The following is a 15,501-nucleotide window of genomic DNA, read 5'->3' as shown; positions in this document are numbered from 1 at the left end:
AAAATTTAATATTACAAGAAAGTTAGCAGAATATTATCATTTTGTTTATTATGAGCTGTTTAAGGTTGTAGATGAATTTGAGTTTTAAAACTTGCTTTTAATTTTGAAATTGAAATTGCTTTTGTCATTGAGATTGTCATTCAAATTGCCATTGAAATTGAATTTTGTCATTGCCATTAAAAAAAACGACCTTTGTGTTTCAATATTACTTTATGAATTCTGCACAGTTTTACGGTATCTTACAAAAACGATTTCCTTTTGCCCCAACTTACAAACAGGATATTTTTTTTCAGAAAATTGCGATTTTTTTAACCGAACCTCAAAATGATACAATTTTCGTTTTGAAAGGATATGCTGGAACTGGAAAAACGACCGTTATTTCGACTATTGTGAATAATTTAGCCGACATCAACAAAAAATACGTTTTGCTTGCACCAACGGGACGCGCCGCAAAAGTAATTGCCAATTATTCGAATAATCCAGCATTTACAATTCATAAAAAGATTTATTTTCCAAAGAAATCTTCTGGCGGAGGAGTCGCTTTTACCAAACAAGTAAACAAGCATAAAAATACCATTTTTATCGTCGACGAGGCTTCGATGATTTCAGACAGCACATTGGACAGCGGTTCGCTTTTGGACGACTTGATTAATTATGTATATTCAGGCCAAAATTGTAAAATGATACTTTTGGGAGATACGGCACAGTTGCCTCCTGTGAATTTAGATATTAGTCCAGCGCTTGATATTCAGACTCTTGGTGTGCATTACGATAAAGAAATCGAACATATCGAGTTGGACGAAGTAATGCGTCAGGAAGAAAGTTCAGGGATTTTATACAATGCTACAGAATTGCGTGAATTGCTGAAAGAAAGTTTTATAACCGAATTTAAATTCAATGTAAAGAAGTTTAAAGATATCGTTCGATTGACTGATGGTTATGATATTCAGGACGCGATTAATACCGCGTATAGCAATTATAGTATTGAAGATACCGCATTTATTGTTCGTTCAAATAAAAGAGCGAATCAATACAATGAACAAATAAGAAGCCGAATTTTATTTAAAGAAAGTGAACTTTCAGTTGGTGATTTTTTAATGGTCGTAAAAAACAATTATTTCTGGCTGAAAGAAACTGATGAAGCTGGATTTATTGCCAACGGAGATATTATTGAGGTTTTAGAACTTTTCGGAATAAGAGAATTGTACGGATTTAAGTTTGCGAAAGTAAAAATCAGAATGGTCGATTATCCAGAGCAAAAGCCTTTTGAAACGGTTTTAATTTTAGATACTTTAACAAGCGAATCGCCTTCATTAACCTATGAAGAATCTAATCGTTTGTATGAAGAGGTGATGAAAGATTATGAAGATGAACCGACTAAATATAAAAGATTTCAGAAGGTAAAAGAAAACGAATATTTTAACGGTTTGCAGGTGAAATTCTCTTACGCGATAACCTGTCATAAATCGCAAGGCGGGCAGTGGAATACGGTTTTTATCGAACAGCCATTTCTGCCCAACGGCATTGATACTGATTATATTAGATGGCTTTATACCGCCATGACACGTGCCAAAAATAAGCTATATTTGATAGGATTTAAAGACGAGAGTTTTGAGGAATAAATTTTAGCCACAGATTAAAATGATTTCCACAGATTTATTACAAAGTAAAACGCATTTTTGTTTCACGCAGATTTTGCAGATTGAGCAGATTTTTTGAAATCGTTTTTTAAATTGATATCAGCTCAATCTGCAAAATCTGCGTGAAAAATTTTAAAGTGCAATAAAAATCTTTTTAATCATTCTAATCTGTGGCAAAAAAAAATCTAAACAATGACAACACTAAACGATTTACATTCGATCTCATCTAAGTTTTCGAATACCGATAAAATGCCAGTTCTGTTTTTAGGACACGGCAGTCCCATGAATGCTATTGAAGAAAATCAATTTGTGACTGGATTTCGAGATTTGGCAAAAACACTTCCGCAGCCAAATGCTATTTTATGTGTTTCTGCGCATTGGTTTACAAAAGGAACAAAAGTTACTTCGATGGAAATGCCAAGAACGATTCATGATTTTGGAGGTTTTCCGCAAGCACTTTTTGATGTGCAATATCCCGCAAAAGGAAGTCCAGAATTGGCAGCTGAAACTAAGAAGATTTTAGATCCAGTCATGGTCGAATTAGACGAACATTGGGGATTAGATCATGGCGCTTGGAGCGTAATTAAACATTTATATCCAAATGCTGATGTTCCTGTTATTCAGCTGAGTATAGATTACACCAAATCGGGACAATATCATTTCGAATTGGCTCAGAAACTGCAAGCACTTCGCTACAAAGGCGTTTTAATTATCGGAAGCGGTAATATTGTCCATAATCTTAGAATGGTCGATTTTAGAAATTTTGACAAAGACAATTATGGTTACGACTGGGCAATTGAAGCAAGAGAAACCGTAAATAATTATTTATTAGATGGGAATTTCCAGCCATTAATTGATTTCGAAAAAATGAATAAAGCCATTCAATTAGCAGTTCCAACACCAGAACATTATCTGCCATTATTATATACTTTAGGTTTAAAAGATCAAAAGGATGAATTGGAATTGTTTAACGATAAACTTTTGGCAGGTTCGTTGAGTATGACTTCGGTAAAAATATTGTAATAGTATTTGTTTTTAAATCGTTTCCCAATCGTTTCCAATTTATTTGATAATGGCCTAAAAGTTATAATCTACACAATTTGTTTGAAAAATAAATTGATGCGATAGTAAAATGTTTCATTTAAATTTGTTTATTTTTACATAAGTAATTGTTTATCAGTTGATTGTTTGGTTTCTTTCTTCTTTTTAAGTAGTTTTTTAAATGCCTTTTGTGGATTAACTGGTGATAATTTAAAAAACGATAGAAGATGTTTACAAATTAAGTAAGAGTGCGGCATCAGCACTATAATCACTGATAAAACTAAGATGAATCCAAACAAAGCATTATGGGAAAAAGGCGATTTTACGCGTGTTGCAGAATCTATGAGAGAAAGTGGTGCGGAATTGGTTGCCAAAATTGGAATTAAAGAAAATAGTAACGTTTTAGATCTCGGCTGTGGCGATGGTACTACCGCAATACCTTCGGCAAAATTAGGAGCCAATGTTTTAGGTGTTGATATAGCAAGAAATTTAGTTGAAGCTGGTAATCTTCGAGCAAAAAAAGAAGGGTTGGATAATGTTGTATTTCAAGAAGGTGACGCAACCGATTTGAATGAATTGAAGAATCAATCTTACGATGTTACAATGAGCATTTTCGGAGCAATGTTTGCTCCAAAACCTTTTGATGTTGCCAAAGAAATGGTTCGTGTCACACGGCCTGGAGGTAAAATTATTATGGGTAATTGGATACCGGGAGATCCAACGTTGATTGCACAAATCTTGAAAATTAGTGCTGAATTTACTCCTCCGCCTCCTGAGGGTTTTGTAAGTCCAATGCTTTGGGGTATTGAGGATAACGTCATCGAAAGATTTACAAATGCGGGTGTTCCTAAAGAAAATATTTCTTTTGAGAAAGATACCTTTACATTTAAAGCAGCATTCCCACCTTCGGAGTGGCTAAATCGATTAAAAACGTACTATGGTCCAACTATGAATGCTTTTGAAGCTGCTGAACAAAATGGTAAAACTTCAGATTTGTATGCTAAACTTGAAGGATTAGTTAATAGCCAAAACCAAAGTAATGATCAAAATTCTACATTAATTCCAGCAACTTATCTTCGTGTTACAGTTTTGGTTTAATATTCTTGAACATGATTTTCATCCTTTACAGAAATAGAAAAACAGAAAATTTAAAAGTAATTTTTGCATATTTGCAAACACTTAAAAACCAGTGAAAATTAAATTACTAAATTTTAAGTTTTTTAAACTCAGTAAAATATAAAAATGAAAATAATAGCGGTAATTCCAGCCAGATATGCTTCAACACGTTTTCCTGCAAAACTAATGCAGGATTTAGGTGGAAAAACAGTAATTCTAAGAACCTACGAAGCAGCAGTTTCTACAAAATTGTTTGATGATGTTTTTGTAGTAACCGATTCTGATCTGATTTTCGATGAAATTGTTTCTAATGGCGGAAAAGCAATTATGAGCATCAAAGAGCACGAATCTGGAAGCGACCGTATTGCAGAAGCAGTTGCGAATCTTGATGTTGACATTGTAGTAAATGTTCAAGGTGATGAACCTTTTACAGAAGCAGAACCTTTGGCGCAAGTTTTATCGGTCTTTAAAAATGATCCTGATAAGAAAATTGATTTGGCTTCGTTAATGCGCGAAATTACAAATGAAGACGAAATCAATAATCCAAATAATGTAAAAGTTGTGGTAGATCAGTCACAGTTTGCATTATACTTTTCACGCTCTGTAATTCCGTATCCTAGAGAGAAAAATGTTGGAGTACGATATTTTCAGCATATCGGAATTTATGCTTTCAGAAAACAGGCTTTATTAGACTTTTATAGCCTTCCAATGAAATCTTTAGAAGCTTCTGAGAAGTTAGAGCAATTACGTTATTTAGAGTTCGGAAAACGCATCAAAATGGTTGAGACATCTCATGTTGGAATTGGTATTGATACGGCTGAGGACTTGGAAAGAGCGAGAGCGATGTTGAAGGATATTTAATTATTTGAATAACATTATCCACAATCTTGTCATTTCGACGAAGGAGAAATCTCCGCGAGAAACTCCACAATGCTGATCAATCTTTGTCGAGCTGCTTATGGAGATTTCTCCTTCGTCGAAATGACAAAACTGTGTGAACACTTTGGGTAAAAACAAAAAAAGCTCCAAATTCTTGGAGCTTTTTTAATATCTAAAAATCTTATTTTACTGGTATAAAGCAGGATATTTTGAAGGATTAACTTCGTTCATCATATCGTAAATTTTCTCGTAAATATCTTCTGCAGAAGGTTTAGAGAAATAATCACCATCAGTTCCGTAAGCAGGTCTGTGTGCTTTAGCAGCTAAAGTCTGTGGCTTGCTATCCAAATGTTTGTATGCATCTTGTTCTTCTAAAATCTGTTGCAAAATAAATGCTGAAGCTCCTCCAGGAACATCTTCATCAATTACTAAAAGACGGTTTGTTTTAGCAATACTTTTTACGATGTCTTTGCTAATATCAAAAGGAAGTAAAGATTGAACATCGATAACTTCACACTCAATTCCTTTTTCTGCTAATTCATTAGCCGCTTGGATAACCAATCTTAAAGTTGATCCGTAAGAAACTAAAGTAATATCAGAACCTTCTCTTAAAGTTTCTACAACTCCAATTGGCGTTTTAAATTCACCAAAATTTAGAGGCGTTTTCTCTTTTAAACGATATCCGTTCAAGCATTCGATCACCAAAGCAGGTTCGTCACATTCTAACAAAGTGTTATAAAAACCAGCAGCTTGTGTCATGTCTCTTGGAACCAAAACGTGAATTCCGCGAATTGCGTTGATAATCATTCCCATTGGAGAACCAGAATGCCAGATTCCTTCTAAACGGTGTCCGCGGGTTCTAATGATTAATGGCGCTTTCTGTTTTCCAACAGTTCTATATTGTAAAGTGGCTAAATCATCACTCATGATTTGAATAGCGTACAATAGATAATCTAAATACTGGATTTCAGCAATCGGACGTAAACCTCTTAAAGCCATTCCGATTCCTTGACCAATAATAGTCGCTTCACGAATTCCCACATCGGCAACACGAAGTTCTCCGTATTTTTCCTGCATACCTTCAAGACCTTGATTTACGTCTCCGATGTTTCCAACATCTTCACCGAAAATTAAAGTTTCAGGATATTTCGCGAATAAAGCATCAAAATTATCACGCAAAATCATTCTTCCATCCAAATCTGGTTTTGCATTTTCTGAATATTTTGGAAGTACTTTTTCTACTGAAAATACATTTTTAGCCGATTCTGAATGCTGATTGCTGCTGAATTTTTCTTGAGTTTCATTCAGGAATCCAGTTATCCAGTTTGATAAAATAACTTTGCTATTTGGAACTTCAATAAAACGAAGAATCTTTCTAGCATAAACCAATAATTCCTTTTTTAAAGGCGCTTTAATTGCAGCCAATTCAGAGATTAATTTTTTGATTCTATCTTTATGATCAATGCTTGCTTCAGCAATTTGTTCTAATAAATTAAGAAGTTTTTTTTGTTCTTCTATAATTGGATTAATGAAAGCATCCCAAGCATATTTTTTAGCTTCTAGAACTTCTTTCTTTAATTGGAAATCAAGTTCTGCTAATTCTTCTGGCGAAGCAATATTAATTGCAATCATCCAAAGACGCATTTGGCGAATACAGTCAAAATCTTTTTCCCAAGCCAGTCTTTCTGCACTTTTATAACGTTCGTGAGAACCAGAAGTAGAGTGACCTTGTGGTTGAGTTAATTCGTTAACGTGAATTAAAACAGGAATATGCTCTTCGCGTGCAATTGCTCCAGCTCTTTCGTATGTCGAAACCAATTCGGCATAGTCCCAGCCTTTAACTCTAAAGATTTCATAACCTTTAGAATCTTCATCGCGTTGATATCCTTTTAAAATTTCAGAGATGTTTTCTTTAGTTGTTTGATGTTTAGCATGAACAGAAATTCCGTATTCATCATCCCAAACACTCATAACCATTGGAACCTGTAGAACACCTGCAGCGTTTATAGTTTCAAAAAATAAACCTTCAGAAGTGCTTGCGTTACCAATAGTTCCCCAAGCTACTTCATTTCCGTTAACAGAAAACTTGTCTTTGATTGTGATTCCGTCAACTTCTCTATATATTTTTGATGCTTGTGCTAAACCTAATAATCTAGGCATTTGCCCAGCAGTTGGAGATATATCTGAACTAGAATTTTTTTGTTTTGTTAAGTCTTTCCAAGAACCGTCTTCGTTTAAACTGTGCGTTACAAAGTGTCCGCCCATTTGTCTTCCCGCAGACATAGGATCGAAAGCTAAATCAGTATGACCGTACAAACCAGCGAAAAATTGTTTTGCATCCAATTCGCCAATAGCCATCATAAAAGTTTGATCGCGATAGTATCCAGAACGGAAGTCTCCATTCTTAAAAGCTTTTGCCATTGCTAGCTGTGGAACTTCTTTTCCATCGCCAAAAATTCCAAATTTAGCTTTTCCTGTTAATACTTCTTTTCGACCTAAAAGGCTACATTCACGGCTTGTTACAGCGATTCTATAGTCATTCAATACCTCAGTTTTGAAATCTTCAAATGTCAGTGTAGTATTGCTTTTTTCTTTTATCATCATTTTGAAAGGTCATTGTTTATGTCGCGAAATTACTTAAAAACAATCAATAATCATAATTCTTTAAACTAAATATAATTTAATTATTTGTATTCAAATTCAAAAAACTACGTATTTTTTTTAAGTGATTTTTATGTAAAATTTAATTTTATTGATAATTTCGCAAGTTTTTGTTTAAAATTTATTTGATTAAAACCATTTTCGGGTAAAAAGTGTGACTAAAGTTTTTGGCGAAAAAGTGATTATAAATCGTATTTTTTCATTGTATCTAGGTTGTGATATTTCCCATCCGTTATTAGAATATACCGGAAAGTAGAGTTCAAAGTAATCTGGAACTAAGTTTAAACGCACTCCGCTATCGTAAGCAAAAAACTCGCTTTGATGTTTATTCTTTAAAAAACCAACGTCTCCATAAAGTTCAACCCAGTTCCAAACGGCATAACTAACATTTAAAGTTGTCATCCATTGGTTAGCATAAGATGGTTCTAATTGTGATTTAAAGCCTCCCTCAGCAATTACATATTGCTGGCTGAAAAAGCCGGTTGTTTCAGATCTTCCAAATAAATTATAATCAAATAAGTAATCGGTTGGGCGGTCTAAAGCAAAACTGAAATAATCTGAATTTGTCTTATTATACACGAAAGCACCAGCGTATAAGCGTAAATTTAGCTTTCGATTATTTTGAAATAATCTTCTGTATTCAACTTCACCTGAAATTTTTCCGAATCCGCTTGAAAATTGTAAATCATTCATATAGCTAAAATGATCAATCAATTCTGTTTTGCTATTAACATATCTAGCATTAAAAACAGAATAATTTGGTTCAGAATTATCAGTAATATATGAACTGGCCTCACGGTTTACTATTACTTGGCGAAATAGAAAAGTCTGTTTTCTATTGTCTCTAAAATCTTTTTCGCGAATGCGAAATACTACCATTGGGTTTAATCTCAAATAAGTAGCATCTGGCGCATAATGAAAATAATTCTGACTGATGGAATATCGAACATTAAATAAGGTGCTGTTTCTGTAATATTGATTCCATGAAAATGCCGATGAACCAGAAATTGTACCAGCTTTTATAGAATATGCAGGATTAATGTCAAAATTAAAAGGTTTGTCTAAAATAGTTTTATTATGAAAACGAATTCCAGGTGTAAAACCGTCATAGTAATTGTAATTTAATGTTGGAATGTATAAAATCTGATTGTAATCCGGGTCTTCCAAATCTTTAGCAAAATTAAATTTCACAGCACGATTCAGCGCAAGATGTTTTAAAGATCTCCAGTTGTTTCTCTGGTTATATTCTGGAACTTCGTTATCGTAATTAATTACAATTTTGTCTGCATTTTTCCTGTTGAATTCATAAACAGAGTCTTTTTTAGTAGGCTCAATCCATTCTTTAAATACAACCTCTTTCTTTTTAATTCCGTAAATTGGAATAGGAGCATAGATGCCAGTTTTATTTTTGACTGAAAATGTAACGCTGTCTGCAGTTCTTGAAACGTTTGAAAATTTATAATCAATAATATCTCTCGAATTGATGATAGTTTTAAAGAACCAATCAATATTTTTCGGGCTTTTTTGAGTTAAGATTTTTTCAAAGTCATATCGATTTGACTGTCCAAACTGATTGAGATTGTAAAATTCTTTTACGCTTTTGGGCACAATATCATGATTAAGATAATCATCTAAATAACTCAAACTTAAACCTGCTCGATATTTACTGGCAATCTGTTCGTTAAATTTTATTAACGTATTTTTTGGATCTCCAAGAGGCTGATCTAAATTTTTACGTGCCATCAGCATATAATAATAACTATATTGCTCATTAAAAGTCAAATTGGTGATGTTGTATCTTTTAAAGAGTTTCATATTTGAAAGTTTTCCCAGCATTTTTTCATCCTTATGATGTTCTTCCATGTATTTCATCATAGTATAAATCTGGATTCCATCATAAACCCAATTGTCTTTTCTAGGGTCTAAAGTCAAGCTATTTTTGAGATAATTATTCAAAAATGTTTTTAAAAACTGAATCTCAAAGATAAAATCATCTGAAAACGGACTAATAAATGAAGGAAGCTGATTTAGTCCGTAAAATGGATTTCGATCGTAATCAGCTTGTGAAACGGTTATTTTTTGATGTGGATATTTACCAATAAAATTGTTTGCAAAAGAAACTACTCGGTCTATAATTATGGCTTTCTGAATTTCGTCAATTTTTTTATTTTTCAAATTGGTCGAAACTTCCAATAATCCGTTATCATAAGTTCTAAAAGTATTTTCTTTTTCAATGTAAAGACTAAAATCGGTTCTATTTTTGCCTTCGAAAGAATAAATGCTGTAATCTTGGTTTGTGATATCTTTTGAAACCGAATTTAAATCAGTTACAATAGAATATTGATTCGGAATTTTAATTTCAACTTCATAGTCAGTTATAGCATTAGCTATATCATCTAAATTAAAATTATTATACTTTATGAAACGATGATTTTCAAATCTAGCTGGAGTTAAAAACCAGTTTTTTAAAGCCATACCGCCATTTTGACCAAAACCAAAACGAGTGAATTTGTCATTTGGAATTTTTGAGATATAATTGAGATGTAAATCGATTTTTTCACCTGGAGGAAGTTTACGATTCAATCTCACAATAATATAATCTGGATTTTCGGCACTTCTTTCCCATTCAAGAGCCATAAAATTGGAATCTGTCAGATTTATTATGGTAGTTTTTCCTCTATCTACAGCTTTTGCTAAATGAAAACCCCTATAAAATTCGTCAGAAAAACGTTTAGCTAGAGGCGTATTTTTATCAGCAAAGGCGTTATTCCAATCGTTTAAAGTAATGGAAATTAAGGAATCGTTAGAAGTGTTATGATACGTAATGTCCTGTTTTATATTCAGTGTTTTAAGCTCAAGATTTACCGCCACTTCCATCTTAGAAAGATGTTGTGCAGAAAGTTTTATCGAACAGAATAAAACTAAAATGAGGCAAATAATTTTATAAAGTGCTTTCAAATAATGGCTTAAAAAATTAGTAGAGATACTTAATTTACGGACATATTGTGACTTCGGTTTTCTGTAAAAATAGCATAAAAAAAGCTGTTTTAAAAAACAGCTTTCAATTTTTACGATACTTTACGTAATTTAACGATAAATGGTATTATGTTCATAGCGAAATACAATCTCACCTGAGATAATTAAATTTAGAAATTCGGACTTAAATCGTATTTTTTATAGAATTTATCTAATACATCTACAACTTCATCTTCAGTGTCAACGATTTTAAATAAATTCAAATCTTCTGGGCTTACTGTATGCATTTTTTCAACCAAAACTGTTTTAACCCAGTCAATCAATCCAGACCAGAATTCAACTCCTACCAAAATAATTGGGAATTTTCCAATTTTCTTAGTCTGAATCAAAGTAATGGCTTCAAACATTTCGTCTAAAGTTCCAAAACCACCTGGCATAACCACAAAACCTTGCGAATATTTAACGAACATTACTTTTCTCACAAAGAAATAATCGAAATTCAAGTTTTTATCGTGATCAATATATGGGTTAAAATGCTGCTCAAACGGAAGCTCGATATTTAAACCAACTGAAGTCCCGCCGCCCAAATGCGCGCCTTTATTTCCAGCTTCCATAATTCCGGGACCACCTCCTGTAATCACACCGTAACCTGCTTTACTGATTTTATAAGCGATTTTTTCAGCTAATTTATAATACTTATCATCTGGTTTTGTTCTTGCAGATCCAAAAATCGAAACGCAAGGACCAATACGCCCCATTGCTTCATAACCATTTACAAACTCCGACATAATTTTAAAAATTGCCCAGCTATCATTGGTTCTAATTTCATTCCACGTTTTTTGTTTCAAACGGTCCTGAATTACTTTATCTTCATCATTATCAAAATCTTCTAATCTCATTTTAGGTATTTTAATTTATTATTTTATTTATGTCTTTTTTGTCATCCTGAGCGTAGTTGAAGGAGCTAGTTCCTGCTGTCCGCTATATCTTTTGTGCTGAACCCCAGCACAAAAGGATGCCGCTCCCATCAGGGCTAGAGCAGTTGGTCTCAAATAAACAATTGGTTTAATTGAAACATGTTTTCTTTAAAAAGCTTGAATTTTAAAAAAAAAGCGGATACTAAATTAACGCTTTTTTCTAGAATTGTTATAGAAATACGAAATTATTAGATTGTAAAAGTGGAGAGATAAAGTTTGTTTTATCGATTTGTTCTGAATATCAGTGATCTGTGCGATGAAAAAACACTGTTTTAATAATAATTTATTTTTCGAGTCATTTTGGTATCAAAAGATCCATTTTTAAAAATTACAATTGAAGTCCAGTTATTGTTTGTGTCATATTGATATTTTTGCTGTATAGCGAAAATATTTTGATTAGTCTCCTTATCGGTTAATATATCAGATATGAGATTATTATTTTTATCGTATTTGCATTTTCGAATTGCTCCATCATAAGTCAATTCCGTAAGATTATTATTAATATCAAATTTAAAAGTTTGAGTATCAGGTTCATCAAAATAAGTAGAAGTAATTGAAATGATTTTACTGAAATCGTCATATTTTAGATTAGTTGATTTGTCTATACTTTTATCTGTGTAAAAATGATCAAATTTTGAAATTTCCCCTTTTTTGTTTAGGTAATAAACATTTTTACTGAAATTGGGATTAATTGTTATTGAATCCTTTTTAAATTTTTTCGAGCTATGATTATTATTTTCAAAATGATATTTTTTTTCTGTAATGATACTCATTTTGTACTCATAAATAGATAAATTTCCAGCAAGGTATGGCATATTTTCTGCGATGCTATATTGATACATTTTTGCTAATTTATTTTTTTCTAAATATTCATAATCAGTAACATTTATTTCATAAATTTTTTGTTTTAAATCATAATTAGTTAATGATTTTCTTATAATATTATTGTTGTGATCATAAACAATACTATCTATAGAAGATAATCTTTCTGATTTGTCGTTTCTAATTTCATAGTGCTGTCTAGTAATGACTTCTTTAGAGTAATTAAATATGATTTTGTGGTTTCGATAAAAATCTTCATTCTTCGTTATTTTACCATCAGGCGTAAATTCGATATAATATGTTTTTGCAGTATTATCATAATAATAGCAGCTAATATTTTTAATAGGTTTTCCTTTTTTTAAATCAAGATCTTTTTGGTTAGTTGGAAAAACATGTAGTGTTGGATTAATTTTAAAATCACTGATTGCAACTTGATAATAATTTTTAGGGTCATTAAAAGTTTCTATTTGCTGACTAAATATAGCGTGATTTACCAATAACAAAAGGAAAATGATTTTCTTCATATATTTAAAATATTACTCTAACTCTTTTTTCAAAAACTTAGCCGTATAGCTCTTTTTATTCTGAGCCACTTCTTCTGGAGTTCCTTTAGCAACCAATTGTCCACCGCCTTTTCCGCCTTCAGGGCCAATATCAATAATATAATCGGCAAGTTTTATAACGTCCATATTATGCTCGATCACAAGAATTGTATTTCCTTTATCAACCAGTTTATTGATTACTTCCATCAAAACGCGAATGTCTTCGAAATGCAATCCCGTAGTTGGTTCATCCAGAATATAAAATGTATTTCCTGTATCTTTTTTAGACAATTCTCCCGCTAGTTTTATACGCTGCGCTTCACCACCAGAAAGGGTTGTACTTTGTTGTCCAAGCGTAATATATCCCAACCCAACATCTTGAATCGTTTTGATTTTTCTGTAAATCTTCGGAATATTTTCAAAGAAAGGAACTGCTTCATCAACCGTCATATCCAAAACATCAGAAATAGATTTTCCTTTATATCTGATTTCTAAAGTTTCTCTGTTGAAACGTTTTCCTTGACAAGTTTCACATTCTACATAAACATCTGGTAAAAAGTTCATTTCGATAGTTCTTACACCAGAACCTTCACAGGTTTCGCAACGTCCTCCTTTTACGTTAAAACTGAAACGACCCGCTTTATAACCACGAATCATACTTTCGGAAGTCATCGTAAATAGATTTCTGATTTCGGTGAAAACCTCAGTATAAGTTGCTGGATTCGAACGAGGCGTTCTACCAATCGGACTTTGGTCAATATCAATTACTTTGTCGATATGCTCTAAACCTTCAATCTTTTTATAAGGCTGCGGTTTTTTTACGCCATTGAAATAATACGCATTTAAGATTGGATACAACGTTTCATTAATCAAAGTTGATTTCCCGCTTCCAGAAACTCCTGTAACGCAAGTTAATTGCCCTAACGGAATTTCAATCGAAACGTTTTTAAGATTGTTTCCTGTTGCTCCAGTTAGTTTCAAGAATTTACCATTTCCTTTTCTTCTTTTCTTCGGAATGTCAAATTTCATTTTACCATTCAAATATTGAGCGGTAATTGTATTTGAAGCCAAAGTTTCTTTTGGAGTTCCAATGCTAATGATTTCTCCTCCGTATTTTCCAGCTTTTGGACCAATATCAATCACATAATCGGCAGTTTCGATCATGTCTTTATCATGTTCTACCACAATTACAGAGTTTCCAATGTCACGTAATTGCTCTAAAGACTGAATCAATTTTTCATTGTCTCTTTGGTGTAAACCAATACTTGGTTCGTCTAAAATATATAAAACTCCAACTAATTGAGAACCAATTTGTGTTGCCAGACGAATACGTTGTGCCTCACCACCAGAAAGAGATTTTGAGCTTCGGCTTAAAGCCAAATAATTCAAACCAACATTCATCAGGAAGTTCAATCGGTCTTTAATTTCTTTTACAACTTCAGAAGCAATTAAAAGCTGTTTATCAGTTAAATGATTATTTAAATCTAAAAACCAAGCTGTTAAGTCAGAAATATCCATATCACACAATTCGGTGATATTTTTTTCATTTACTCTAAAAAATAAAGCTTCTTTTTTAAGACGAGAACCATCGCAAACAGGACAGTTAATTTCGTCCATGAAATCTTTTGCCCAACGTTTTATGCTTGTTGTAGCGCTTTCGTCATATTGATTTTTGATGAAATTAGAAATTCCTTCAAAATCGATTTTATATTCTCTTGTAACGCCAAGATCTTTTGAGTTGATAGAAAATTTATCTTTTCCGCCATACAAAATCATTTGCATTGCTTCTTCTGGAATTTTCTCAATCGGATCAGTTATTTTAAATCCGAATTTTTCTCCAATGGTTTCCAATTGTTTGAAAATCCAAGACGATTTGTATTCGCCAAGCGGAGCAAAACCACCAGCTTTTATAGATAATTTCGGATTCGGAATAATCTTTTTAACGTTAATTTCGTGAACCGTTCCCAATCCATTACAATGCGGACAAGCTCCTTTTGGGGAGTTAAAAGAAAATAAATTCGGTTCTGGATTTTGGTACGAGATTCCAGTTGTTGGACACATTAAATTTCTACTGAAATAACGCACTTCATTAGAATCTTGATCTAAAATCATCAAAACATCTTCACCATGATGCATTGCTGTATTGATGCTTTCAGATAATCTTTTTTGAGTATCAGGATTATCTTCAATTACCATTCTATCGACAACAATCTCAATATCGTGGGTTTTATAACGGTCTAATTTCATTCCAGAAACCAAATCCTGAACTTCTCCGTTTACGCGAACTTTCAAAAAGCCTTGTTTGGTAATTTGCTGGAAAAGTTCAGCATAATGACCTTTTCTGGCTTTAATAACTGGAGCTAAAATATTGATTCGTTTTCCCTTGTAATCCTCAATAATCAAATCTTTGATTTGTTCATCAGAATAAGAAACCATTTTTTCTCCAGTGTTATAGCTGTATGCATCAGCGCCACGCGCGTATAAAAGTCTTAGGAAATCGTAAATCTCTGTAATAGTCCCAACTGTCGAACGAGGACTTTTACTTGTCGTTTTTTGTTCAATCGCGATTACAGGAGAAAGCCCATCGATTTTATCAACATCCGGACGTTCTAATCCTCCAAGGAATTGTCTTGCGTAAGCTGAAAAAGTTTCAACATAACGACGCTGACCTTCTGCATAAATCGTATCAAATGCCAAAGATGATTTTCCAGAACCTGATAAACCAGTAATTACGACCAGTTTTTCACGCGGAATAGAGATATCGATATTTTTTAGATTATGAACTCTTGCACCAAGAACTTCAATAGTATTGTCTTTATCTAACATAATTTTGAGCAAAACGCAAAG

At 32.8% G+C, this 15,501-nt stretch carries 9 protein-coding genes; 4 read left to right on the top strand and 5 right to left on the bottom strand.

All coding sequences use genetic code 11. The features are described from left to right. The first annotated feature begins 212 nt into the window (after positions 1–212). From OD917_RS07125 to kdsB, 4 genes are all read left to right on the top strand, one after another. Entirely contained in the window at positions 213–1,622 is a 1,410-nt protein-coding gene (locus tag OD917_RS07125; RefSeq protein ID WP_263522860.1) for an ATP-dependent RecD-like DNA helicase, read from the top strand. Positions 1,623–1,832: 210 nt separating this feature from the next. After that, positions 1,833–2,663 carry a 4,5-DOPA dioxygenase extradiol gene (ygiD, locus tag OD917_RS07120; RefSeq protein WP_263522859.1) on the top strand — a complete coding sequence of 277 codons (831 nt, stop codon included), beginning with the start codon at positions 1,833–1,835 and terminating at the stop codon, positions 2,661–2,663. Between the two features lie 303 nt (positions 2,664–2,966). Next, positions 2,967–3,779, top strand: coding sequence for a class I SAM-dependent methyltransferase (locus tag OD917_RS07115; protein WP_263522858.1), 813 nt, complete (start codon positions 2,967–2,969; stop codon positions 3,777–3,779). Positions 3,780–3,923: 144 nt separating this feature from the next. After that, positions 3,924–4,658, top strand: coding sequence for a 3-deoxy-manno-octulosonate cytidylyltransferase (kdsB, locus tag OD917_RS07110; RefSeq protein WP_263522857.1), 735 nt, complete (start codon positions 3,924–3,926; stop codon positions 4,656–4,658). 204 nt (positions 4,659–4,862) lie between these two features. Here kdsB and OD917_RS07105 read toward each other — a convergent pair whose 3' ends face one another. The 5 genes from OD917_RS07105 to uvrA all read right to left on the bottom strand — a co-directional run bounded on the left by OD917_RS07105 (position 4,863) and on the right by uvrA (position 15,480). Then, positions 4,863–7,277: a thiamine pyrophosphate-dependent enzyme gene (locus OD917_RS07105; protein WP_263522891.1), complete on the bottom strand. Its 2,415-nt coding sequence runs from the start codon at positions 7,275–7,277 to the stop codon at positions 4,863–4,865. Positions 7,278–7,466: 189 nt separating this feature from the next. Beyond that, the gene (locus OD917_RS07100) at positions 7,467–10,214 is read right to left on the bottom strand and encodes an aminopeptidase (RefSeq protein ID WP_263522856.1); all 2,748 of its coding nucleotides are present in this window, start codon (positions 10,212–10,214) and stop codon (positions 7,467–7,469) included. 269 nt (positions 10,215–10,483) lie between these two features. Continuing rightward, the gene (locus OD917_RS07095) at positions 10,484–11,212 is read right to left on the bottom strand and encodes a TIGR00730 family Rossman fold protein (RefSeq protein WP_111283468.1); all 729 of its coding nucleotides are present in this window, start codon (positions 11,210–11,212) and stop codon (positions 10,484–10,486) included. Between the two features lie 350 nt (positions 11,213–11,562). Then, the gene (locus tag OD917_RS07090; protein ID WP_263522855.1) at positions 11,563–12,636 is read right to left on the bottom strand and encodes a hypothetical protein; all 1,074 of its coding nucleotides are present in this window, start codon (positions 12,634–12,636) and stop codon (positions 11,563–11,565) included. Between the two features lie 12 nt (positions 12,637–12,648). Then, entirely contained in the window at positions 12,649–15,480 is a 2,832-nt protein-coding gene (uvrA, locus tag OD917_RS07085; RefSeq protein ID WP_263522854.1) for an excinuclease ABC subunit UvrA, read from the bottom strand. Positions 15,481–15,501 lie beyond the last annotated feature (21 nt).

Origin of the sequence: Flavobacterium sp. SH_e (assembly GCF_025717045.1) — a bacterium.
Classification (GTDB): Bacteria; Bacteroidota; Bacteroidia; order Flavobacteriales; family Flavobacteriaceae; genus Flavobacterium.
Note: the sequence above shows the minus strand (reverse complement) of the source record. Positions and strands in the feature narration are given on the sequence as shown.